The following is a 26,901-nucleotide window of genomic DNA, read 5'->3' as shown; positions in this document are numbered from 1 at the left end:
GTCGGTGTTCGTGGAGCTGGGTCCTGAGGCGGCGCTGACCCCGATGGTCGTGGAGTGCACGGCCGGCACGGACACCGCCGCCGTCCCCGCCCAGCAGCGGGACCGCGACCGGGTCCTCGCCCTCCGGACGGCCCTGGCACGGCTGTTCGTCCGCGGCGGCGCGGTCGACTGGACGGCGGTGATCGGCATCGACGCGGCCACCGCCCGCTGCCGCACCGGAGAGCTGCCGACGTACGCGTTCGAGCGGCAGCGCTTCTGGCTCGACGCCGGCACCGGCGCGGGCGATGCCGCCGGCCTGGGGCAGGGCGCGGTGGACCACCCGCTGCTGGGCGCGGTGGTCGGCCTCGCGGACGGCGACGGCGTGCTGTTCACCGGGCGCCTCTCGCTCGACACCCACCCGTGGCTGGCCGACCACGCGGTGCTGGACACCGTGCTGCTGCCCGGGGCGGCCCTCCTCGAACTCGCGCTGCACGCCGGCGCCCGGCTCGGCTGCGCACGCGTGGACGAACTGACCCTGGTGGCGCCGCTGGCCGTGCCGCGGACCGGGGGAGTGCAGGTCCAGGTCACCGTCGGCGCGCCCGACCCGTTCGGCCTGCGGCCGGTCACCGTGCACGCCCGCCCCGAGCGCGCCGAAGGGCCCGCCGGGCCGGACGACGCCTGGACCCTGCACGCCACCGGCGCGCTGACACCCGGCCAGGGCGCCGAGGACACCCAGGACTCCGAGGACACCCGGGACACCCCGGCTCAGCAGGCACTCGCCGTCTGGCCGCCGGCCGGCGCGGAGCCGGTCGAGGTGGACGAGCTGTACGCCGACGCGGCCGACGCCGGGGTGCGCTACGGCCCGTCCTTCCACGGCCTGCGGGCGGCCTGGCAGCGCGGCTCCGAGCTGTTCGCCGAGGTCGTCCTCCCCGAGGAGGCGGCCGGCGGCCGGTTCGGGCTGCACCCGGCCCTGATCGACGCCGCGCTGCACCCGCTCGGGCTGGCCCCGGCGGCGACCGGGAACGCCGAGGACCTCGGCACCCGGGTGCGGCTCCCGTTCTCCTGGCGCGGCGTGCGGCTGCACGCGGGCGGAGTCCGGGCGCTGCGGGTGCGCCTGCTGCCACTGGACGCCGACACGATCGCCGTCGCGGCGGCGGACGCGGACGGCCGGGCCGTCCTCTCGGTCGAGACCCTGACGGTGCGCGCGCTCTCCCGGGAGCAGCTGCCGACGGCCGCGGCGCCCGCCGCCGACCACCTCTTCGACCTGGACTGGGTCCAGGCCCCGGCCGTCGAACCGCCCACGCGCTGGGCGGTCGTGGGCGGCGGGGACGACCCGGAGCCGGCCGCGTTCGCGGCACGGTTCGACGCCCCCCGGTACCCGGACCTCGCCGAGCTGGCCGCGGCGGCCGACGCGGGAACCCCGCCGCCCGACGCGGTCCTGCTCGCCCCCCGGACGGGTCAGGACCCGGCCGCCGGGCCGCAGGCCGTCCGGGCCGCCGTGCACGAGGCGCTCGCCGTCGCCCAGGCCTGGCTCGCGGACGAGCGGTTCGCCGCCGCGCGCCTGCTGGTCACGACCCGGGGCGCTCTCGCGGTGAACGGCACCGGCTCGCCCGACCCCGCCGAAGCCGCGGTGTGGGGCCTGATCAGGGCCGCGCGCTCCGAGCACCCCGACCGCTTCGCCCTGCTCGACCTGGAGGCGGGTGCCGGCCTGCCGGACGGCACCGACCCCGCCGACGCCCGGCCCGAGGCGATCGCCGCGGCCGGCGCCCTGCCGGAGGCGGCGCTGCGCGGCGCGGCCCTGCTGACACCCCGGCTGCGCCGGGCGCCGGCCCTCCCGGCCGCCCCCACCCCGCCCGGGTTCGCGGAGGGCGGCACCGTGCTGGTCACCGGCGGCACCGGCGCCCTGGGCGCCCTGGTGGCCCGGCACCTCGTCGCGGCGCACGGCGTGCGGCACCTGCTGCTGGTGTCCCGGCGCGGCGCCGACGCCCCCGGGGTGCGGGAGTTGCGGGCCGAGCTCGCCGAGGCCGGTGCCCGGGCCGAGTTCGCCGCCTGCGACGTCGCCGACCGCGCCGAGCTGGCGCGGGTGCTCGCGACCGTCCCGGCCGAGCACCCGCTCACCGCGGTGGTCCACCTGGCGGCCGTCGTCGACGACGGCCTGCTCCCGGGGCTGACCCCCGAGCGGGTGGACCGCGTCCTGCGGCCCAAGGCCGACGCGGCACTGCACCTGCACGAGCTGACGGCCGGTCTGGACCTGCGGGCGTTCGTGCTGTTCTCCTCGGCCGCCGGCCTCACCGGCAACCCGGGCCAGGCCGCCTACTCCGCCGCCAACCTGGTGCTCGACGCGCTCGCCCAGCGCCGCCGCGCCGAGGGCCTGCCCGCCGTCTCGCTGCAGTGGGGCCTGTGGGAGCAGGACAGCACGCTCACCGCCGGCCTGGGCGCGACCGACCGGCAGCGGATGGCCCGCTTGGGGGTCCAGCCGCTGGACGCCGGTCTCGGCCTCGCCCTGTTCGACGCGGCGCTGGCCCGGCCGGAGGCCGTCCTGGCGCCGGTCCGGCTGGACCCGGCCCGCCTCGGCGGCGACGACCTGCCGCCGGTCCTGGCGGGACTGGCCGCCCGGAGGCCCGGGGCCGAGCGGCCGGGCCCCGGCACCGGCCGCGCCCTGGTCCGCCGGCTGGCCGCCGCCCCGGCGGCCGAGCAGGAGCGCCAACTGGTCGACCTGGTGCGCACCCACGCCGCCGCGGTCCTCGGGCACCGGGACGGCGGGGCGATCGACCCGGACCGCGCGTTCAGCGAACTGGGCCTCGACTCGCTCGCCGCGCTCGAACTGCGCAACCGGCTGAACGGCGCGGTCGGCCTGCGGCTGCCCGCCACCGTGCTGTTCGACCACCCGTCCGCGGGCGCCCTCGGCCGGCACCTGCGCGCCGAACTGCTCGACGCGCCGCGCCGCCCGCGCGCCGCCGCCCCGGTCCGGGCGACCGAGGAACCGATCGCGATCGTCGCCGTCGGCTGCCGCTACCCCGGCGGGGTGGAGAGCCCCGAGGACCTCTGGCGGCTGGTCCACGAGGGCACCGACGCCATCGCGGCCTTCCCCGACAACCGCGGCTGGGACATCGAGAACCTCTTCCACCCCGACCCGGACCACCCCGGCACCTCGTACGTCCGCGAGGGCGGGTTCCTGTACGACGCCGACCGCTTCGACCCCGGCTTCTTCGGGATCAGCCCGCGCGAGGCGCTGGCCATGGACCCGCAGCAGCGCCTGCTGCTGGAGGCCTCCTGGGAGGCGATCGAGCGGGCCGGCATCGACCCGCGCTCGCTGCGCGGCAGCCGCACCGGGGTCTTCGCCGGCCTGATGTACGCCGACTACGCCTCCCGGCTGGCGGCCGTTCCCGAGGGCGTCGACGGCTACCTCGGCAACGGCAGCGCCGGCAGCATCGCCTCCGGGCGGGTCGCCTACACCCTGGGACTGGAGGGCCCGGCGGTGACGGTCGACACCGCCTGCTCCTCCTCGCTGGTCGCGCTGCACCTGGCCGGCCAGGCACTGCGCCGGGGGGAGTGCGACCTCGCCCTCGCCGGCGGGGTGACGGTGATGTCCAGCCCCTCGACCTTCGTCGAGTTCTCCCGCCAGCGGGGCCTGGCCCCGGACGGGCGCTGCAAGTCCTTCGCGGCCGGCGCCGACGGCACGGCCTGGTCGGAGGGCGTGGGCCTGCTGCTGGTCGAACGGCTCTCCGACGCGCGGCGCAACGGCCACCCCGTCCTCGCGGTGGTCCGGGGCAGCGCGGTCAACCAGGACGGCGCGAGCAACGGCCTCTCCGCGCCCAACGGCCTCGCCCAGGAGCGGGTGATCCGCGATGCCCTCGCCCAGGCCGGGCTCACCCCGGCCGAGGTCGACGCGGTCGAGGCGCACGGCACGGGCACCGCCCTCGGCGACCCGATCGAGGCGCACGCGCTGCTCGCCACCTACGGCCAGGACCGGCCGGCCGAGCGGCCGCTGCGCCTCGGCTCGGTGAAGTCCAACCTCGGCCACACCCAGGCCGCCGCCGGGGTGGCCGGCGTGATCAAGATGATCATGGCGATGCGGCACGGCGAACTGCCCGCCACCGTGCACGTGGACGCGCCCACCCCGCACGTCGACTGGGCGTCCGGCGCCGTCTCGCTGCTCACCGAACCGGCGCCCTGGCCGCAGGACGGCCGGCCCCGCCGGGCCGGGGTGTCCTCCTTCGGCGTCAGCGGCACCAACGCGCACGTGATCCTGGAACAGGGCGACCCGGTGGAGGAGGCCGCGGTCCCGCCCGCCGAGCCGCAGCCGGAGCCGCCCGCGCTGGTCTGGCCGCTGTCCGGCGCGACCCCGGCGGCCCTGCGCGACCAGGCCGTCCGGCTCCGCGCCCACCTGGCGGCGCACCCCGCCGCCCGGCCCGCCGACACCGCCCACGCGCTCGCCACCACCCGAGCCGCACTCGACCACCGCGCCGTGCTCGTCGCCGCCGACCCGGCCGAACTCCTTGCCGGCCTCGACGCGTTGAGCACCGACGCGGCGCACCCCGGGCTCGTCACCGGCGCCGCCGGCCGGCCCGGCCGGACGGTCCTCGTGTTCGGCGGACAGGGCTCGCAGTGGGTCGGTATGGGCACCCGGCTGCTGGACCGGTCCCCGGTGTTCACCGAGCACATCCGCGCCTGCGACGCCGCCCTCGCCCCGCACACCGACTGGTCGCTGCTCGACGTGCTGCTGCAGCGCCCCGGAGCCGCCTCGCTGGACCGCGTCGACGTCGTCCAGCCCGCGCTGTTCGCCGTCATGGTGTCCGTCGCCGCGGTGTGGCGCTCGCTCGGCGTCGAACCGGCCGCCGTCGTCGGCCACTCCCAGGGCGAGATCGCCGCCGCCCAGGTGGCCGGCGCGCTCACCCTGGAGGAGGCCGCCCGGATCGTCGCACTGCGCAGCCGGGCGCTGCGCGCCATCGCGGGCGGCGGCGGCATGATGTCGCTGGCCGCCGCGGCCGCACAGGCCGAGCAGCTGATCGCCGACCTGCCCGGGCGGCTCGGCATCGCGGCCGTCAACGGACCCGGCGCGGTGGTCGTCTCCGGCGACGCCGCCGCCCTGGACGCGCTGGGCGAGCGGTGCGAGGCCCAGGGCGTGCGGAGCCGCCGGCTGCCCGTCGACTACGCCGCGCACTCCGCCGCCGTCGAGCGCGTCCGCGACGAACTCCTCGCCGGCATCGGCGACATCGCCCCGAGGCCGACCCCGGCGGTGGCGTTCTACTCCACCGTCACCGGCGAGCCGCTGGACGGCACCGCCCTGGACGCCGAGTACTGGTACCGCAACCTGCGCGAGACCGTCGCCTTCGAGCGGGCCACCCGCGCGCTGCTGCGCGACGGGTACACCACGCTGGTCGAGACCAGCCCGCACCCGGTGATGGCCCCGGCCGTCGAGCAGACCGCCCAGGAGGCCGGGACGGACGCCCTGGTCGTCGGCTCGCTCCAGCGCGACGCGGACACCCTGCACCGCCTGCTGACCGCGGCGGCCGGCCTGTCCGTGCGCGGGGTGCCCGTCGACTGGGCCGCGCTGCACGCCCACCGCGCGCCGCTGCGCACCGAACTGCCCACCTACGCCTTCCAGCGCGAACGCTACTGGCTGGAGTCCGCCCCGGCCGCCGCCGACGCCGAAGGGCTCGGCCTGCGCTCCGCCGACCACCCGCTGCTCGGCGCCGCCCTCGCCCAGGCCGGGGACGACCGGCACCTGCTCACCGGCCGGATCTCGCTGCCCACCCATCCCTGGCTCGCCGACCACGCCGTGCTCGGCACCGTGCTGCTCCCCGGCACGGCGCTCGTCGAACTGGCCCTCCAGGCAGGTCAGTCGGCGGACTGCACGGTGATCGAGGAGCTGACCCTGGAGGCGCCGCTGACCCTGCGCGAGCGCGGGGCCGTCCAGCTCCAGGTCCACCTCGACGCCCCGGACGAGGACGGGCGCCGGGCGCTCACCGTGCACGCGCGCCCCGACACCGCCGAGCCGGGCCCGTGGACCCGGCACGCCTCCGGCCTCCTGGCACCCGCCCAGCCCGGTACGGAACCCGCCGCCGACGACACGGCGTGGCCGCCGCCCGGCGCCGAACCGCTGGACACCGACGGCCTCTACGAGCGGCTGGCCGTCGCCGGCTACCAGTACGGCCCGCTGTTCCGCGCGGTGCGCGCCGCCTGGCGGCACGACGGCGACCTGCTCGCCGAGGTCGCCCTGGCCGGGGACGACCACGACGCCGGACGGTTCGCGCTGCACCCCGCGCTGCTCGACGCCGCCCTGCACACCGCCGGGGCGCTCGACGGCGCGGACGACGAGGGCCGGGGCGTCGGCCTCCCGTTCGCCTGGACGGGTGTGCGCCTGTACGCCGTCGGCGCCCGCACGCTGCGCGTACGGCTCGGCCGCAGCGGCCCGGACGCCGTCACCCTCGCCCTGACCGACCCCACCGGCGCGCCCGTCGCCACCGTCGACACCCTGCTCTCCCGGCCGCTCACCGCGGGCGGCCTCGCCCCCGCCCCGACCGGCGCGCACCAGGACCTCCACCCCGTCGCCTGGCCGCCGCTGACGCTGCCGCAGCCCGCCCCGCTCGGCGGCTGGGTCCTGGCGGGGCCCGACGGACTCGGTGCCGGGGCGGACCTGCGCGCGGCCGGCGCCACCGTGACCGCGATCGCCGACCCGGCCGCGCTCGACCCCGGCGCCCCGCCGCCCGACGCCGTCGCGCTCACCTGCGCCACCGACGGCAGCCCGCAGGCCGTCCGCGCCGAAACCCGGCGGGTGCTGGCGTTCCTGCAGTCCTGGCTCGCCGCCGAGCGGTTCGCCACCACCCCGCTGGTGGTGCTCACCCGCGGCGCCGTGCCCGGCCCGTACGGGGAGGCGGTCGACGACCTCGGCGCGGCCGCGGTCTGGGGCCTGGTGCGCTCCGCGCAGACCGAGCACCCCGGCCGGATCGTGCTGGTCGACCTCGACCGGCACCCCGACTCCCACACCGCCCTCGGGGCGGCCCTGGCCTGCGGAGAGCCGCAGCTCGCCCTGCGCTCCGGCACCGCGGCGGCGCCCCGGCTCACCCGGAGCGGCCCGGCCGAGCGCCTGGCGGTGCCGGCCGGCACCGACGCCTGGCGCCTCGACCTGACCGGCACCGGGACCGTCGACGGCCTGGCCCTGGTGCCCCACGAGGACGGCGTCCGCCCGCTCGCCCCCGGCGAGGTCCGGGTCGCGCTGCGCGCCGCGGGCCTCAACTTCCGCGACGTGGTGGTCGCCCTCGGCATGGTCGCCGACACCCGGCCGCCCGGCGGCGAGGGCGCCGGCGTGGTGGTCGAGGTCGGCGCCGAGGTCCGCGACCTCGCCCCCGGCGACCGCGTCATGGGCCTGTTCTCCGGCGGCACCGGCCCGCTCGCGGTGACCGACCGCCGCCTGCTCGCCCCCGTCCCGGACGGCTGGACGTACCCGCAGGCGGCGAGCGTGCCGGTGGTGTACCTCACGGCCTACTACGGCCTGGTCGACCTCGGCCGGGTCCGGCCCGGCGAGTCGCTGCTGCTGCACGCCGCGAGCGGCGGCGTCGGCATGGCCGCCCTGCAACTCGCCCGCCACTGGGGCCTGGAGGTCCACGGCACCGCCTCGCCCGCCAAGTGGCCGGTGCTGCGCGCCCTCGGCCTGGACGACGAGCACCTCGCCTCCTCCCGCGACCTCGGCTTCGAGGAGCGGTTCCGCACCGCCCGCGACGGCCGGGGCTTCGACCTCGTGCTCAACTCGCTCGCCCAGGAGTACGTCGACGCCTCGCTGCGCCTGCTCGGCCCCGGCGGCCGCTTCCTGGAGATGGGCAAGACCGACATCCGCGACCGCGACGCGGTGACCGCCGCCCACCCCGGCACCGACTACCGGGCGTTCGACCTCATGGACGCGGGCGCCGACCGGATCCAGCAGATCCTCACCGACCTCGGCACCCTGTTCGCCGACGGCGCGCTCGCCCCGCTGCCCGTCACCACCTGGGACGTCCGCGACGCCGTCGCCGCCTTCCGCCACCTCAGCCAGGCCCGGCACACCGGCAAGATCGTGCTGACCCTGCCGCCCACCGTCACCGGCGCCGCCGACCCGGACGGCACCGTCCTGATCACCGGCGGCACCGGCACCCTCGGCGCCCTGCTCGCCCGCCACCTCGTCACCGGGCACGGCGCCCGGCACCTGCTGCTGACCAGCCGCCGCGGCCCGGCCGCCGACGGCGCCGCCGACCTCGCCGCCGACCTCACCGCCCTCGGCGCCGAGGTGCGGATCGAGGCCTGCGACGCCGCCGACCGGGACGCGCTGGCCGCCCTGCTCGCCACCGTCGACCCCGGGCACCCGCTCACCGCCGTGGTGCACGCGGCCGGCGCCATCGACGACGCCGCCCTGCACGCGCTCACCCCCGAGCAGCTCGACCGCGTGTTGCGCCCCAAGACCGACGCCGCCCGGAACCTGCACGACCTGACGCTCGACCGGGACCTCGCCGAATTCGTGCTCTTCTCCTCGATGGCGGGCACCTTCGGCGGCGCCGGACAGGCCAACTACGCGGCCGCCAACGCCTACCTGGACGCGCTCGCCCAGCACCGGCGCTCCCGCGGCCTGGCCGCCACCTCGCTGGCCTGGGGCCTGTGGGCGCAGGCCAGCGGGATGACCGGCCACCTGGAGCGGGCCGACCTCGACCGGATCGCCCGCACCGGCGTCGCCGCCCTGGAGACCGAGCACGCGCTCGCGCTGTACGACGCCGCGCGCGCCGCCGACCACCCGGCCGCGGTGCTCGCCCACCTGGACCTCGCCGCGCTGCGCGGGGCCGACGGCGCCCCCGCCCTGCTGCGCGACCTGCTGCGCTCCCTGCCGGGCTCCCGGCCCCGGCGGGCCGCCGCCGGACCCGACCCGGACACCGCCGCCTTCGCGCAGCGCCTCGCCCGGCTGCCCGAGGACCGCCGCCGGCAGACCCTCACCACCCTGGTCCGCCAGGAGACCGCGGCCGTCCTCGGCCACGCCGGGGCCGAGACGATCGAGCGCGGACGCCCGTTCAAGGCGCTCGGCTTCGACTCGCTCACCGCGGTCGAACTGCGCAACCGGCTCACCGCCGCGACCGGGCTTCGGCTGCCCGTGACCCTGGTCTTCGACCACCCGACCCCCGAGGTGCTCGCCGAGCACATCGGCGCCGAACTCCTCGGCTCCTCCGCACCGGCGGCGCCCGCCCTGCCCGCGCCGCGCACCCCCGACACCGCCGACGACCCGATCGTGATCGTCGGCCTGGGCTGCCGCTACCCCGGCGGCGTCGCCGACGAGCACGACCTGTGGCGGATGCTCGCCGAGGGCGGCGACGCCATCACGCCGTTCCCGCGCGACCGCGGCTGGAACCTCGACACCCTCTTCGACCCCGACCCCGACCGCCCCGGCAAGTCCTATGTGCGCGAGGGCGGCTTCATCGACGACGCCGTCGCCTTCGACGCCGAGTTCTTCGGCATCTCGCCGCGCGAGGCCGCCGCGATGGACCCCCAGCAGCGCGTCCTGCTGGAGACCGCCTGGGAGACCTTCGAGCACGCCGGCATCGATCCCACCTCGCTGCGCGGCTCCGCCACCGGCGTGTTCGTCGGCGCGATGGCGCAGGACTACCACACCGCCTCGGGAGCGGTGGCCGAGGGCCAGGAGGGCTACCTGCTCACCGGCACCGCCACCAGCGTCATCAGCGGCCGGGTCTCCTACGTGCTCGGCCTCGAAGGCCCGGCCGTCACGGTCGACACCGCCTGCTCCTCCTCCCTGGTCGCCCTCCACCTCGCGGCCGCCGCGCTGCGCTCCGGGGAGTGCGACCTCGCCCTCGCCGGCGGCGTCGCGGTGCTCACCTCGCCGCACGCCTTCGTCGAGTTCAGCCGCCAGCGCGGCCTGGCGCCGGACGGCCGCTGCAAGCCGTTCGCGGCCTCGGCCGACGGCACCGGCTGGGGCGAGGGCGTCGGCCTCGTGCTCGTCGAGCGGCTCTCCGACGCCCGGCGCCGCGGCCACCGCGTCCTCGCCGTCGTGCGCGGCTCCGCGACCAACCAGGACGGCGCCTCCAACGGGCTCACCGCGCCCAACGGGCCGTCCCAGCAGCGGGTCATCCGCCAGGCGCTCGGCAACGCCGGGCTCACCCCGGCCGAGGTCGACGCGGTCGAGGCGCACGGCACCGGCACCCGGCTCGGCGACCCGATCGAGGCACAGGCCCTGCTCGCCGTGTACGGCCGCGAGCACACCGCCGACCGGCCGCTCTGGCTGGGATCGATCAAGTCCAACATCGGCCACACCCAGTCCGCCGCCGGCATCGCGGGCGTGCTCAAGATGGTGCTCGCACTGCGCCACGGCGAACTGCCGCGCACCCTGCACGCCGACGAGCCGACCCCGCACGTCGACTGGGCCTCCGGCCACGTCGCGCTGGCCACCGAGCACCGGGCCTGGCCGGAGACCGGCCGCCCGCGCCGCGCCGCCGTCTCCTCCTTCGGCGTCAGCGGCACCAACGCGCACATCATCCTGGAACAGGCCCCCGAGGAGGAGCCGGCGCCCGACCGGGCCGCGCCGCCCGCCCCGCGGGTGCCGGGCGTGGCCGGCGTGGTGCCGTGGCCGCTGTCCGCCCGCACCGGCGAGGCGCTGCGCGCCCAGGCCGTCCGGCTGCGGGACTGGTTCCTGCGCCACCCGGAGGCCGAACCCGCGGACGTGGCCTGGTCGTTGGCGACCGGCCGGGCCGCCTTCGACCACCGGGCGGTGGCCCGCGGCCGGGACGCCGCCGAACTGATCGCCTCTCTCGGCGAGCTGGCCGACGGGGCGGTGGAGGCCCCGGGCGTGCTGGCCTCCGGCCCCGGACCGGTCTTCGTCTTCCCCGGCCAGGGCTCCCAGTGGCTCGGCATGGCGGCCGAACTGCTGGACACCAGCCCGGTGTTCGCGCAGGCCGTGGCCGAGTGCGCGGAGGCCGTCGACCCGCTGGTCACCGGCTGGTCGCTGCTCGACGTGCTGCGCGGCACCGACGAGCGCACCGAGTCCACGCTCGCCCGGGTCGAGGTGCTGCACCCCGTCCTGTTCGCCGTGATGGTCGGCCTCGCCCGCTGGTGGGAGTCCTGCGGGGTGCGCCCGGCCGCCGTGATCGGCCACTCCCAGGGCGAGGCCGCCGCCGCCTACGTGTCCGGCCGGCTCTCCCTGGCGGACGCCGCCCGGGTCGCGGTGATGCGGGTCAGGGCCGTGCAGACGGTCGACGCCTGCCACGGCGGCCTGCTCGCGGTGGCCCTGACCGCGGACCTCGCCCGCGCCGAGATCGACGCGGTCGGCGCCGGCGACCGGGTGTCGCTCGGCGCCGTGAACAGCCCGACCGGCGTGGTGCTCTCCGGCGACACGGACGCCCTGGCGGCGATCGCGGCCCGCTGCGAGGAGGCCGGCACCCGCGCCCGCTGGGTGCCGGCCGCCTACGCCTCGCACTCCGCGCAGATGGACCCCGCCCGCGAGGAGATCACCCGCCTGCTCGCGGACCTGCGCCCGCTGCCGGGCCGCGTCCCGATGTACTCCACCGTCACCGGCGGGCTGCTCGACGAAGAGACCCCGCTGGACGCCGCCTACTGGTTCGAGAACATGCGCCGCACCGTCCTGTTCGAGAGCGCGATCGGCGCCGCCGCGGCGGACGGCCACGACGCCTTCCTGGAGTGCAGCCCGCACCCCGGCCTGCTCGTGCCGGTCGGGGACACCCTCGACGGGCTCGGCGTCCCCGCGGCGGTGCTGGGCACCCTGCGCCGGGGCGACGGCGGCGCGGACCGGCTGGTCACCGCGCTGGCCGACGCCCACGCCCGCGGCCTGGACGTCGACTGGCCCGGACTGCTCGCCCACGACGGCGCGGCGCGGGTCGACCTGCCCGGCTACGCCTTCCGGCGCCGCCGCCACTGGATCGAGCCCACCACCGCCACCGGCTCCGCCGGCGCCGGCTGGGGGCAGTCCGCGGTCGAACACCCCGTGCTCGGCGCCGGCGTCGACCTCGCCGACGGCTCCGGGACGGTCTTCACCGGGCGGCTGTCCAGCGCCGCGCACCCCTGGCTGGCTGACCACCTCGCGCTCGGCTCCGCCGCCGTACCCGGCAGCCTCCTCGTCGACCTCGCACTGCGGGCCGGCGGCGAGAGCGGCTGCCCGGTGCTGGAGGAGCTCACCGTCCACACCCCGCTGGTGCTGCCCGCCACGGCCGGGGTACGGGTCCAGGTCGCCCTGGAGGTGCCGGACGGCACCGGCGCCCGCACCGTCAGCGTGCACTCGCGGTCCGAGGAGGCGCCCGCCGAGGCCCCCTGGACCCGGCACGCCACCGGCACGCTGGCCCCCGGCGGCCACCACCCGGCCGCCCGCCCCGAGCAGTGGCCGCCGATCGGCGCGACCCCGCTGTCCGTCGCGGACGCCTACGAGCGGCTCGCCGGCACCGGCCTGCGGCTCGGCCCGGCCTTCGCCGGGATGCGGGCCGCCTGGCAGCGCGGCGAGGAACTGTTCGCCGAGACCGCCCACACCGGCGGCGAGGCGGCGACCGCCCGCCACGACCTGCACCCCGCGCTGCTGGAGGCGGCCCTGCTCGGCCTCGCCCCCGGCGAGCCCGCGGCCGACGGCCAGGTGCGGCTGCCGTCCGCCTGGCAGGGCGTCACCGCCCTGCCGGGGACCCGGCAGGCCGTCCGGCTCACGCTGCGCACCACCGGCCCGGACACCCTGGCCGTGCACCTCGCCGACGAGCAGGGGCTGTCCGTCGCCGCGATCGAGTCGGTCCGGCTGCGCTCCTGGACGGCCGCCGAACTGCGCGCGGCGGGCCGGGAGCGCCCGGCGCTCACCCGGCTGGAGTGGCTGGCGCCGGAGCAGCCGCTCGCCGCGCCGACCGGCGGGACCTGGGCCGTGCTCGGCGCCGCCGGCCCGCTCGCCCGCGAGCTCGCGGCCGGCACCCACACCGACTGGGCGGCCCTCGGCGCCGCGGTGGCGGCCGGACTGCCGGTGCCGGAGCGGATCGCCCTGGTCCCGGACGCCCCGGCGGACGGGCAGCCGCTGCCGCGGGCCGTCCGCGACCGGCTGCGCAGCACGCTCTCGCTGCTGCGCGAGTACACGGCGGACCGGCGCTTCGAGGGCACCCGCCTGGTCCTGGTCACCCGGGACGCGGTGCTCGCCGAACCCGGCGACCGCGTCGCCGACCCGGCCGCCGCCGCCCTGTGGGGGCTGCTGCGCTCGGCCGGCTGGGACCGGATCGTCCTCGCCGACCTGGACGGGCACGAGACCTCCCCGCAGGCCCTGGCGGCAGCCGTGGACGCGGGCCTGACCGAGTTCGCCGTCCGCGCCGGGCAGGTCCTCGTACCGGTGCTCGGCCGGGCGCCGGCCGTCGGCGCCGACGGGCCGGGGCTCCCGGCGGACGGCACCGTGCTGGTGACCGGCGCGGCCGGCCGCCTCGGCGCCGCCACCGCCCGCCGGCTGGTGGCCGCCCACGGCGTGCGCCGCCTGCTGCTCGCCGACCCCGGCCCCACGGCACCGCGGACGGCCGCCCTGGCCGAGGAGCTGACCGGGCTCGGCGCCGCCGTCGAACTCGCCGACTGCGACACCGCGGACCGGGACGCCCTGGCCGCGCTGCTGGCCGCCGTACCGGCGGAGCACCCGCTGCGCGCCGTGGTGCACGCGGCCGAGGCCCCGCGCACCGACGGCACGGGCCCCGCCGACGACACCGAGGCCGAGCTGCGCCCGACCGTCGACGCGGCCTGGCACCTGCACGAGCTGACCCGGGACCTCGACCTCGCCGCCTTCGTCCTGCACGGCTCCTGGGCCGGCCAGGCCGGCGACCCGGAGCGCGCCGCGGGGGCCGCGGGCGCCGCCTTCCTCGACGCCCTGGCCCAGCACCGGCGCGCCCAGGGACTGCCCGGCCTCGCGCTCGCCTGGGGCCCGTGGGCGGCGGCGGACGCCTCCGGCACCGCTGGCGGGGGAGCGGGCGAGGGCGACGCCCGCCCGGACGGGCTGGTGGCCCTCGACGAACCCGAGGCCCTGGCGCTGCTCGACGAGGCGCTCGGCCGCCCGGAGGCCGCGCTCCTCCCGCTCGCCGTCGACACCGCCGCCGTGCGCCGCGGCGACCGGGGCGTGGCACCGCTGCTCGCCGGCCTGGTGACGGACCGCCGCCGGGGCCCGGCCGCCGGCCCGGTCGAGACCGGCCCCGCCGTCGCCGCCCGCCTGCTGGACCTGCCCGAGGACGAGCAGGAACAGGCCTTCGTCGACCTGGTCAGGGCCGGCGCCGCCGCCGTCCTCGGCCACGCCGACCCCGAGGAGATCGACCCCGGAACGGCCTTCAAGGACCTCGGCTTCGACTCGCTCACCGCGCTCGCGGTGCGCAACCGGCTGCGCACCGCGACCGGCCTGGCCCTCCCGGCCACGCTGGTCTTCAGCCACCCCAACCCGGCCGCCCTCGGCCGCCACCTGCGGACCCTGCTGCGCCGAGAGCACACCGTCTCCTGGGACTCCGTGCTCGGCGAGATCGACCGGGTCGAGGCGATGCTCGCCCTGCTCGGCGAACAGGACCGCGCCAAGGCGGCGCAGCGCCTCCGGGAACTCGCCGGAGGCGGGGCGGAGAACACCGGGGAACCTCAGGTCCCGACCGTGCACGAGGCATTCGGATCGGCCACCGACGAGGAGATGTTCGACTTCATCGACCGCGGCACCGATCGCTGACCACCCATCACGGGGCTGGGGCATCCCCGTCCCTCGCGGACACTCACGGAGCAGACCAACGATGGCGAACGAAGAGCAACTGCGGGACTACCTGCGCCGTGCGGCCAACGAGCTGCACGAAACCCGGACACTGCTGCGCGACGCCGAGGACCGGTGGCACGAGCCCATCGCCATCGTCGGCATGCAGTGCCGCTACCCCGGCGGGGTCGGCTCGCCCGAGGAGCTCTGGGAGCTGGTGCGCACCGGCGGCGACGCCATCACCGGCATCCCGACCGGGCGCGGCTGGGAGCACGCCGAGAGCGCGGCCGCCGGCTCCTACCGGGGCGGCTTCCTGGACGACGCGGCCGACTTCGACCCCGGCTTCTTCGGGATCTCGCCGCGCGAGGCGCTGGCGATGGACCCGCAGCAGCGCCTGCTGCTGGAGGCCTCCTGGGAGGCGGTCGAGCGGGCCGGGATCGACCCGACCTCGCTGCGCGGCAGTCGGACCGGCGTCTTCGTCGGCGTGATCGCCAGCGACTACCTGTCCCGGCTGCCCAGCGTCCCCAAGGAGGTCGAGGGCCACCTGCTGACCGGCAGCTTGACCAGCGTCGCCTCCGGCCGGATCGCCTACACCCTGGGCCTGGAGGGCGCGGCGGTCACCGTCGACACGGCGTGCTCCTCCTCGCTGGTCGCCCTGCACCTGGCCTGCCAGGCGCTGCGGGCCGGCGAGTGCGACCTCGCGCTCGCCGGCGGCGCCACCGTCCTGGCGACCCCGGGCGCCTTCGACGAGTTCGCCCGCCAGCGCGGCCTGGCGGCGGACGGGCGGTGCAAGTCCTTCTCGGCGGCGGCCGACGGCACCGGCTGGAGCGAGGGCGTCGGCATGCTGCTGGTCGAGCGGCTCTCCGACGCGCGGCGCCACGGGCACTCCGTGCTCGCCGTGGTGCGGGGGTCGGCGGTCAACCAGGACGGCGCCTCCAACGGCCTGACCGCGCCCAACGATCTGGCGCAGGAGCGGGTGATCCGCCAGGCCCTCGCCAGCGCCCGGCTCACCCCGGCCGACGTGGACGCGGTCGAGGCGCACGGCACCGGCACGGTGCTCGGCGACCCGATCGAGGCGCAGGCGCTGCTCGCCACCTACGGCCAGGGCCGCCCCGAGGGCCGGCCGCTGCGGCTCGGCTCGGTGAAGTCCAACCTCGGCCACACCCAGGCCGCCGCCGGCGTGGCCGGCGTCATCAAGACGGTGCTGGCGCTGCGGCACGGCCTGCTGCCGCGCACCCTGCACGCCCAGGAGCCCACGCCCATGGTCGACTGGGCGTCCGGCGGGGTCGAGCTGCTGACCGAGCCGGTCGACTGGTCGGCGGGGGAGCGGGTGCGCCGGGCCGGCGTCTCCTCCTTCGGGGTCAGCGGGACCAACGCGCACGTGATCATCGAGGAGGAGCCGGCCGTGGACGGGGCGCCCGCCGACCCGTCGCCGTCCTCCGCGCCCTCGCCGTCCTCCGCGCCCTCGCCGTCCTCCGCGCCCTCGCCGTCCCCGGTGCCCTGGGTGATCAGCGCCCGCACCGAGGCCGGGCTGCGCGCCCAGGCCGCCCGGCTGCGTGACTGGGCGCTGGCGCACCCCGGCGCCCGGCCGGCCGACGTGGCCTGGTCGCTGGCCTCCGGACGGGCCGTGCTGGAGCACCGGGCCGTCCTGGTGGGGACCGAACCCGCCGGACTCGCCGCGGAGCTGGGCAGGCTCGCGGACGGCGGCGCGGACGCGCCCCAGGGCGCCGCACCGCGCCGGACCGGGCGCACCGCCGTCCTGTTCACCGGCCAGGGCACCCGGACCCGCGGCGTGGCGCGCGAGGCGTACGAGGCCTTCCCGGTGTTCGCCGCCGCGCTGGACGAGGTCTGCGCCGCCTTCGAGGGCCTGACGCCGTTCTCCGTCCGCGAGGTGCTGCTCGGCGCGCCCGACGGGTCGGCGGCCGAGGACACCGGCGTCGCCCAGCCGGCCCTGTTCGCCTACGAGGTCGCCCTCTACCGCCTGTGGACCGCGTGGGCGCCGGCGCCCGACTTCGTGGCCGGCCACTCGCTGGGCGAGATCGTCGCCGCGCACGTGGCCGGGGCGCTCACCCTGGAGGACGCCGTCACCCTGGTGGCCGCCCGCGCCCGGCTGATGGCCGCGCTGCCGGCCGGCGGCGCGATGCTCGCGGTCGGGGCGGGCGAGGCCGAGGCCGCCGCCGTCCTGGCCCCGATCGCCGGCGTCGGGCTCGCCGCCGTCAACGGGCCCGCGAGCGTGGTGGTCTCCGGCACCGCCGGGGCCGTCGAGCAGGTCCGCGCCGTCTGCGCCGAACGCGGCTGGCGGCACACCCGGCTGCCGGTCTCGCACGCCTTCCACTCCGAACTGATGGACCCGGTGCTGGAGAAGTTCGGCTCCGTCGTCGAGGGGCTGCGCCCGCGTCGCCCGGGGATCCCGCTCGCCTCCACCGTCACCGGCGCGCTCACGAGCCCCGAGCGCCTGGGCGACCCGGCCCACTGGACCGCCAACCTGCGCGGCACCGTCCGCTTCGCCGACGCGGTCGGCGCGCTGCGGGCGGCCGGGGCGACCGAGTTCGTCGAACTCGGCCCCGGGGCCGTGCTGACGCCGATGGCCACCGAGTGCCTCGCCGCCGAAGAGGCCGACCGGACGGTCGCCGTCGTCCCCACCGCCGACCGCGAGGGCCCCACCGCCCGGGGCATCCTGACGGCGCTCGGCCGGGCCTTCGTGCGCGGCGCGGCGGTGGACTGGGCGGCCCTCACCGCGGGCACCGCCACCGACCCGGCCGCGCTCGGCCGGCGCCGGGTCGACCTGCCCACCCAGGCCTTCGAGCGCCGCCGGTTCTGGCTGGACGCGGGCATCGGCGCCACCGACGCGACCGGCCTCGGCCAGGGCCCGGCGGACCACCCGCTGCTCGGCGCCATGGTCGAACTCGCGGACGGGCACGGCTCGCTGTTCACCGGGCTGCTCTCGCTCGACAGCCATCCCTGGCTCGGCGACCACGTCGTGCTCGGCACCGTGCTGCTGCCGGGCACCGCCTTCCTGGAGCTCGCCCTGCACGCCGGTCGGCGGGCCGGCTGCGAACTCGTCGAGGAGCTCTCCCTGGAGGCGCCGCTGGTCCTGCCCGAGCGCGGCGCCCTCCAGCTCCAGCTGTGGCTGGAGGCCCCGGACGGGGGCGGCCGGCGGGCCGTCGCGATCCACTCGCGGCCCGACACGGGCGACGCCGCCGAGCCGTGGACCCGCCACGCGGTCGGCACCCTGGCCCGCGCCGGTGCGACCGCCCCCGCGCAGTCCCCGGCCTGGCCGCCGGCCGAGGAGGGCGCCGTCCCGCTCGACGGCTTCTACGACTGGCTCGCCGACGCCGGCGTCGCCTACGGTCCGGCCTTCCTCGGCGTGCGCGCCGCCACCCGCCACGGCGAGGACGTGTACGGGGAGATCGCGCTGCCCGAGGCCGTCGCCCACGACGCCGACCGCTTCGGCGTCCACCCGGCGCTGATGGACGCCACCCAGCACCTGCTCGGCCTCGCGGCCTTCGCGGACCGCGCCGACCCCGGCGCCGGACCGGTCTCGCTCCCGTTCTCCTGGCGCGACGTGCGCCTGTTCGCCCCCGGCGCCGCCGCGGTCCGGGCACGGCTGCGGCGCACCGGACCGGAGGCCGTCACCCTGACCCTCGCCGACGCCCACGGCCGACCGGTCGCCGAGGTCGGCTCGCTCTCCGTGCGGCCGGTCTCCGCGGAGAAGCTGCGCGCCGCCGCCACGGCCCGTCAGGACCCGCTGTACGCCGTGCGCTGGACCGCGCTGCCCCACCCGGCGCAGCCCGCCGCCCCCGCCGCCGGCACCTGGGCGGTGGTCGGGGACGGCGCGTTCGGGGACGGCGGCCTCCTCCCGGCTCCGGACGCCTCCCGGCACACCGACCTCGCGGCCCTCGTCCGCGCCCTGGACGACGGCCTGCCCGCCCCGGCCGTGGCCGTGCTGCCCTGGCCTGCCGCCGAGGCCCCCGGCCTGCCGCCGGCGGACGCCGTGCACACCGCCGTTACCCGCGCCCTGGAGACCGTCCAGACCTGGCTCGCCGAGCCCCGCCTCACCGGCACCCGGCTGGCCGTGGTGACCCGCGGGGCGGTCTCGGTGGGCGCCGACGACCCGGTGCGCGACCTCGCCGCCGCCGCGGTCGGCGGCCTGGTACGCTCCGCCATGTCGGAGAACCCGGACCGGATCGTCCTGGTCGACCTCGACGACGACCCGGCCTCGGTGTCCGCCCTCGCCGCCGCCACCGCGACCGCCGCCGAGACCGGAGAACCCCAACTCGCCGTGCGCGCCGGTGTGCTGCACGCCCCGCGGATCGTCCGCGGCGCCCCCGCCGAGGCCGCCGGGCCCGCCTTCGACCCGGACGGGACCGTCCTCGTCACCGGCGGCACCGGCGCGCTCGGCGCCCTCGTCGCCCGGCACCTGGCCGCGGTCCACGGCGTCCGCCGGCTGCTGCTGACCAGCCGGCGCGGCCCGAGCGCCCCCGGCGCCGCGGACCTCGTCGCCGACCTCGCCGCCCTGGGCGCCGAGGCCGAGGTCGCGGCCTGCGACGCCGCGGACCGGGAGGCCCTGGCGGCCCTGCTCGCCGCCGTCCCCGCCGAACACCCGCTGCGCGCCGTGGTGCACACCGCCGGCGCCGTCGACGACGGCGTGATCGCCGCCCTGACGCCCGCGCGCGTCGGCCCCGTGCTGCGCCCCAAGGTGGACGCCGTCCTCCACCTGCACGAGCTCACCCGCGACCTCGACCTGACCGCCTTCGTGCTCTACTCCTCCGTCGCCGGGGTCATCGGCAGCCGCGGCCAGGCCAACTACGCGGCCGGCAACGCCTTCCTGGACGCCTTCGCCCAGCACCGGCGGGCGGCCGGCCTGCCCGGCGTCTCGCTGGCCTGGGGCCTGTGGGAGGAGGAGAGCGGCCTGATGCGGGAGGACTTCACCGCCACCGACCGCCACCGCATTGACCGCAGCGGCGTGCTCGCGCTCTCCGCCGAGCAGGGCCTCGCCCTGTTCGACGCCGCCCTCGCCCAGGACGACGCGCTGCTCGCCCCCGTCCGGCTCGACCTGGCCGCGCTGCGCCGCTTCGACGAACTGCCGGTCATCCTCAGCGCACTCGTCCCCGCACGGCGCCGGGCCGGCGGCGAGGAGGCCCGCAGGCTCGCCCAGCGCCTGGCCGGCCGCCCCGAGGCCGAGCAGGTCCAACTGCTCACCGACCTGACCCGCCGGCAGGCCGCCGTCGTCCTCGGGCACTCCGGCCCCGAGACGGTCGGCGCCGACCGGGCCTTCACCGAGCTGGGCTTCGACTCGCTCACCGCGCTGGAGATGCGCAACCGCCTCAACACCGCGACCGGCCTGCGGCTCCCGGCGACCGTCCTGTTCGACTACCCCAGTTCCACCGCCCTCGCCCGCTTCCTGCGCACCGAACTGCTCAGCCTGCCCGAGTACGGCCGGGCCCCGGTCGCCGTCCCGTCCCGGGCGCTGGACGAGCCGATCGCGATCGTCGCCATGAGCTGCCGCTTCCCCGGCGGCATCGCCGACCCCGAGGACCTCTGGCGCTGCGTGGCCGACGGCGTCGACACCGTCTCACCGCTCCCCACCGACCGCGGCTGGGACCTCGCCGGGCTGTACGACCCGGACCCGGACCGCTCCGGGCGCTTCTACACCCGCGAGGGCGCGTTCATGCGCGGCATCGACCGCTTCGACTCGGAGCTGTTCGGGATCTCGCCGCGCGAGGCGCTGGCGATGGACCCGCAGCAGCGCCTACTGCTGGAGACCTCCTGGGAGGCCTTCGAGCGGGCGGGCATCGACCCGCTCTCGCTGCGCGGCAGCAACACCTCCGTCTTCGCCGGGCTGATGTACTCGGACTACGCCGCCGGCCGCGTCCAGGACGTCGACGACGAGCTGGAGGCGTACATCGGCAACGGCAACTCCTTCGGCGTCGCCTCCGGCCGCGTCGCCTACACCCTCGGCCTGGAGGGCGCGGCCGTCACCGTGGACTCGGCCTGCTCCTCCTCGCTGGTGTCGCTGCACTGGGCGAGCCACGCGCTGCGCACCGGCGAGTGCGACCTCGCCCTGGCCGGCGGGGTGACGGTCATGTCGACCCCGAGCGTGTTCGTGGAGTTCGCCCGCCAGCGCGGACTGGCCCCGAACGGCCGCTGCAAGTCCTTCGCGGCCGGCGCGGACGGCACCGCCTGGGGCGAGGGCATCGGCATGCTGCTGCTGGAGCGGCTCTCCGACGCCCGCCGCAACGGGCACCCCGTGCTGGCGATCGTCCGCGGCTCGGCGGTCAACCAGGACGGCGCCTCCAACGGCCTGACCGCCCCCAACGGGCCGTCCCAGCAGCGGGTGATCCGCCAGGCGCTGGCCAACGCGCGGCTGGACACGGGCGACGTCGACGTGGTGGAGGCGCACGGCACCGGCACGGTGCTCGGCGACCCGATCGAGGCCCAGGCGCTGCTGGCCACCTACGGCCAGGACCGCCCCGAGGACCGGCCGCTCTGGCTCGGCTCGGTGAAGTCGAACTTCGGCCACACCCAGGCGGCGGCCGGTGTGGCGGGTGTGATCAAGATGGTCATGGCGCTGCGGCACGGCCTGCTGCCGAAGACCCTGCACGTCGACGCGCCGACCCCGCACGTGGACTGGACGGCCGGCCGGGTCGAGGTCCTCGCGGAGGGCCGCCCCTGGCCCGAGCTGGACCGCCCGCGCCGCGCGGCGGTGTCCTCGTTCGGGATCAGCGGCACCAACGCGCACGTCATCCTGGAGCAGGCGCCCGCCGCCGCGGCCCCCGCCGGGCCGGCCGCCGAGGGGCCCGCCGGCGTGGCCGGGGTGGTGCCCTGGGTGCTCTCGGCCCGGACCGAGGGCGCGCTGCGGGACCAGGCCGAGCGGCTCGGGCAGTGGCTGACCGCCCGCCCCGGTGCCGCACTCGCCGACGCGGCCTGGTCGTTGGCCGCCGGGCGGGCCACCCTGGAGCGCCGCGCGGTGGTCTGGGGCCGCGACGGCGCCGAGATCGCCGCCGGGCTGCGGGCGGTGGCGGACGGGACGGCCTCCACCGCCCCGAACGCGCTCCCGGGCGACGCGGGCGGACCGGGCGCCGCCGCCACCGGACCGGTGTTCGTGTTCCCGGGGCAGGGGTCGCAGTGGGCCGGGATGGCCGTCGAACTCCTCGACGCCTCACCGGTGTTCGCCGCCGCGATCGAGGAGTGCGCCGGGTTCATGGACCCGCTGACGGACTGGTCCTTGGTCGGAGTGCTGCGGGACGGCTCCGGCGGGCTGCTGGAGCGGGTGGACGTGGTGCAGCCGGTGCTGTTCGCGGTGATGGTGGGTCTGGCCCGCTGGTGGGAGTCGTGCGGGGTGCGGCCGGCCGCGGTGATCGGGCACTCGCAGGGCGAGATCGCCGCCGCGCACGTGGCCGGGTTGCTGTCGTTGGAGGACGCGGTCCGGGTGGTGGTGCGGCGCGCCCAGGCACTGCGGCGGGTCTCCGGGACCGGCGGCGGGATGCTCTCGGTGAGCCTCCCGGCCGAGCGTGCCGCCGAACTCCTGGCCGAGGACGACCGGTTGTCCCTGGCGGCGGTCAACGGGCCGTCCAGCGTGGTGCTCTCCGGTGAGATCGAGGCACTGTCGGCCGTGGTCGAGCGGTGCGAGCGCGAGGACGTCCGGGCCCGCTGGATCCCGGTCGACTACGCCTCGCACTCCGCGCACATGGACCCGCTGCAGGACGAGCTCCGCGCCCTGCTGGCGGACGTCGCCCCGCTGCCGGGCCGGGTGCCGATGTTCTCCACGCTGACCGGCGAAGCGGTCGACTCGCCGGACCGGCTGGCGGGCTCCTACTGGTTCGACAACCTGCGCGGCACCGTCCGGCTGGACACCGCCGTGCGCGCGGCCCTCGCGGAGGGGCACACCGTGTTCCTGGAGTGCAGCCCGCACCCCGGGCTGGTGGTGCCCCTGGAGGACCTCATCGCCGGCGCCGCCACCCCCGGCACCGTGCTGCACACCCTGCGGCGCGCCGCGGGCGGTCCGGAGCAGCTGGTCAGCGCACTGGCCGCCGCCTTCGCCCGCGGCGTGCCGGTGGACTGGGCCGGGCTGCTGCACCGGCCCGGCGTGCGCCGGGTCGACCTGCCCACCTACGCCTTCCAGGGCCGCCGCTACTGGCTCGACCCGGACGGCGGGACCGCGCTGCCGGACCGCGCCAAGCGGTCCGCCGCCGTGAGCGGCGACCCGGTCGACGGCACCCTGTGGGACGCCGTCGCGGCCTCCGACGCGCAGGGCCTCGCCGCCCTGCTCGACGTCCGCGAGGACGCGCCGCTGCACGAGGTGCTGCCCGCGCTCGCCAGCTGGCGCACCCGCCGGCGGGCCGACACCGTGGTCCGCTCCTGGCGCTACACCGAGCGGTGGGAGCCGTGGACGGACGCCCCCGCCGCGCCCGGCCGGCTCACCGGGCGCTGGCTGGTCCTCGCCCCGGCCGACGCGCAGGCGCGCGCCGCCGTGGCGGACGCGCTGACCGCCGCCGGTGCGGAGGTGCTCGCCCCCGAGCCCGGCCGGGTCCCGGCCGAGCGCGCCGACCTCGCCGCCTGGCTGCGGGAGACCTCGCCCTCCGGCGTCCTGCTGCTGCCCGACCCCGGACCCGACCAGGAAGACCCGACCCCGGCCCTGTCCGGGCTGGCCACGCTCGTCCAGGCCCTCGGCGACGCCGGACTCGACGCACCGCTCTGGTGCGCCACCCGGGGCGCGGTCTCCCCCCTCGGCGAACCCCCGGCCAGTGCGACGGCCGCCGCCCTCTGGGGGCTCGGCCGTGTCGCCGGCCTCGAACACCCGGAGCGCTGGGGCGGCCTGGTCGACCTGCCCGAGGCCGTCGACGAGCGCTCCGCCGCGATCCTCGCCGCCGTACTCGGTGCCGGCTCGGCGGAGGACGAGGTCGCGATCCGCCCGCTCGGCACCTTCGTCCGGCGCCTCGCCCGGTTCCCGCACGCCGAGGGCGCCCCGCGCCGGGACACCCCCTGGCAGTCCGGCCGCACCGCGCTGGTCACCGGCGGCACCGGGGCGCTCGGCGGGCACGTCGCCCGCTGGCTGCTCCGGGCCGGTGCCGAGCACCTGGTGCTGGTCGGCCGACGCGGCGAGGCCGCACCCGGGGCCGCCGGCCTGCGCGAGGAGTTGACGGCGGCCGGCGCCGAGGTGGAGATCGCCGCCTGTGACGTCAGCGACCGTGCGGCGGTCGCGGCCCTGCTCGCCGACCTGCACGGCCGGGGCGTCCGGGTGGACACCGTGGTCCACGCGGCGGGCGCCGAGGTCGGCGGGCCGTTCGACCGGATGACCCGCGAGTCCGTGGCCGAGGCGGTCGCCGCCAAGGTCGGCGGCGCCCTCGCGCTGGACGAACTGCTGCGCGCCGACGAACCCGGGACCTTCGTGCTCTTCAGCTCGGGTGCCGGGGTGTGGGGCGGAGCCGGCCAGGGCGCGTACGCGGCGGCCAACGCCTACCTCGATGCGCTCGCCGCCCGGCGACGCGGCGAGGGCCGGGCCGCCACCGCCGTCGCCTGGGGCCGCTGGGCGGGCGGCGGGATGTCGGACGGCGAGGCCGTCGCGGCGGCGCTCGACCGGATCGGCGTGGCGGCGATGGACCCCGAACTCGCCCTGGAGGCGCTGCGTCAGGCCCTGGAGGAGGACCTGGACCGGGTGACCGTCGCCGATCTCGACTGGCCGCGCTTCGCGGTCGGCTACACTGCCGCCCGCCCGCGTCCGCTGATCGCGGAGCTGGTCGCGGCCGAGACCCCGGAGCCGGCCGAAGCGGAGCCCGGCGCCGGTGACCGGGCGCCCGAGCTGCTGCGCGAGCGCCTCGCCGGGCTGTCCGCCGACGACCGCCACGGCGCGCTGGTCACCCTGGTGTGCGCCGAGGTCGCCGCCCAGCTGGGCCACGCCGACCCGGCCGAGATCGAGCCCGAACGGCCCTTCCGCGACCTCGGGTTCGACTCGCTGGCCGCCGTCGGCCTGCGCAACCGGCTGGTCGCCGCCACCGGGCTGGAGCTGCCGACCACGCTGGTCTTCGACCACCCGACGGCGCAGGCGCTGGCCGCCCACCTCGGTGCCGGACTGTTCGACGACACCGCGCGGAACGTGACGGCGTTCGACGAGCTGGACCGGCTGGAGGCGGGTCTGGCGGCGCTGTCCGGCGCCGCGGACCGCGACCGCGTCGCCGACCGGCTGACCGAGCTGGCGGAGCGGCTGCGCGGCGGGCCGCGCCCGGCGGCCGAGGGCGGCCGCGATCTGCGGACCGCCAGCGACGCCGAGATGTTCGACATCCTCGGGGAGGAGTTCGGGATCTCCTGAGCAGCCGTCCACACCGGATCTCTCGAACCGACAGGGGTACACAGATGTCCACCGAGGCCGCCGCGTCCAGCGCGCCGGACCCGTCCAGCGGGTCGAACGAGGAGAAGCTCCGCCACTTCCTGCGGATGACCGCCACGGACCTGCGCGAGACCAAACAGCGACTGCGGGAGGCCGAACAGGCGGCCCGGGAGCCGCTCGCGATCGTCGCGACCGGCTGCCGGCTGCCCGGCGGCGTCCGCTCCGCCGAGGACCTGTGGCACCTGGTGGCGGAGGGCGCCGACGCGATCGGCGCCTTCCCGGCCGACCGCGGCTGGGAGAGCGGGCCGGAGGGGGACGACGCCGCCGGATCCGCCACCCGGCAGGGCGGATTCGTCTACGACGCCGCCGAGTTCGACGCGGAGTTCTTCGGCATCTCGCCCTTCGAGGCGCTGGCCATGGACCCGCAGCAGCGCCTGCTGCTGGAGACCGCCTGGGAGACCGTGGAGCGCGCCGGCATCGACCCGCTCTCGCTGCGGCGCAGCCGGACGGGCGTCTTCGTCGGCGCCTCCGCGCTCGGCTACGGCGGCGGCCGGCGGGACACCGCCCCGGCGGTGGCGGGCCACCGGGTGACCGGCGGCTCGATGTCCGTGGTCTCGGGCCGGATCTCCTACGTGCTCGGTCTGGAGGGCCCGGCGGTGACCCTGGACACCGCCTGCTCCTCGTCCCTGGTCGCCCTGCACACGGCGGCGCAGGCGCTGCGCGCCGGCGAGTGCGACCTGGCGTTGGCCGGGGGTGTGACCGTGATGGCCAGGCCGACCGCCTTCGTGGAGTTCTCCCGGCAGAACGGGCTGGCCTCGGACGGCCGCTGCAAGCCGTTCGCGGCGGCGGCGGACGGGACCGGCTGGGGCGAGGGCGTGGGCCTGCTCCTGCTGGAGCGGCTGTCGGACGCGGTGCGCAACGGGCACCCCGTCCTCGCGGTGGTGCGCGGCAGCGCGGTGAACCAGGACGGTGCCTCCAACGGTCTGACGGCGCCGAACGGTCCCTCGCAGGAGCGGGTGATCCGCCAGGCCCTGGTGAACGCGGGGCTCTCCACGGACGAGGTGGACGTCGTGGAGGCGCACGGGACGGGCACGACGCTGGGTGACCCGATCGAGGCCCAGGCGCTGCTGGCGACCTACGGGCGTGAGCGGGCCGGTGCGCCGCTCTGGTTGGGGTCGGTGAAGTCGAACATCGGTCACACCCAGGCGGCGGCGGGTGTGGCGGGTGTGATCAAGATGGTGATGGCGCTGCGGCACGGTCTGCTGCCGAAGTCGTTGCATGTGGACGCGCCGTCGCCGCACGTGGACTGGTCGGCGGGGGCGGTGGAGCTGCTGGCGGAGTCGGTGGAGTGGCCGGAGACGGGTCGGCCGCGTCGGGCCGGGGTGTCCTCGTTCGGGATCAGCGGCACCAACGCCCATGTGATCATCGAACAGGCCCCGGAGCCGACAGAGCCGACGGAGCCGCTGCCGGAGCCGACCTCGGCGGCGGGGGTGGGCGGACTCGTCCCCTGGGTGCTGTCGGCCCGGACCCCCGAGGCGCTGCGGGACCAGGCCGCCCGGCTGCGCGACTGGGCCGGTGAGCATCCGGAGGCCGGACCCGCCGATGTCGCCTGGTCCTCCGTCACCGGCCGGGCCCTGCTGGAGCACCGTGCCGTGCTGCTCGGCCGGGACGTCGCCGAGCTGACCGCCGGCCTCACGGCGCTCGCCGACGGCGCCCCCCGGCCGGCCGGGACGGCCGGGGCCCCGGTGGCGGTGACCGGGGTGGTGCCGCGCGGTGCGGGGGCGGGCAAGCACGCCGTGGTGTTCACGGGTCAGGGCGTGCGGTGTGCGGGTGTGGGGCGTGGGCTCTATGAGGCGTTCCCGGTGTTCGCGGCGGCGGTGGACGAGGTGTGCGGGGC

General features: G+C 78.1%; 3 protein-coding genes. All 3 read left to right on the top strand.

Annotated elements, in window-relative coordinates; genetic code table 11:
* Positions 1-10: 10 nt before the first annotated feature.
* Positions 11-14,659: an SDR family NAD(P)-dependent oxidoreductase gene (locus ACFVFS_RS35400; protein ID WP_380629013.1), complete on the top strand. Its 14,649-nt coding sequence runs from the start codon at positions 11-13 to the stop codon at positions 14,657-14,659.
* Positions 14,660-14,720: 61 nt separating this feature from the next.
* Entirely contained in the window at positions 14,721-24,986 is a 10,266-nt protein-coding gene (locus ACFVFS_RS35395) for a type I polyketide synthase (RefSeq protein ID WP_380629012.1), read from the top strand.
* A gap of 44 nt (positions 24,987-25,030) precedes the next feature.
* The coding region (locus ACFVFS_RS35390) for a type I polyketide synthase (protein ID WP_380629010.1) at positions 25,031-26,901 on the top strand (1,871 nt) is incomplete at its 3' end.

It is taken from the genome of Kitasatospora sp. NPDC057692 (assembly GCF_042799475.1).
Taxonomy (GTDB): Bacteria; Actinomycetota; Actinomycetes; order Streptomycetales; family Streptomycetaceae; genus Kitasatospora.
The sequence above is the reverse complement of the archived record's forward strand: the minus strand, read 5'-3'. Positions and strand labels throughout refer to the sequence as shown.

Coding starts and splice junctions, on each gene's coding strand:
- ACFVFS_RS35395 (WP_380629012.1), top strand. CDS start 14,721: ATGGCGAACGAAGAGCAACTGCGGGACTACCTGCGCCGTGCGGCCAAC.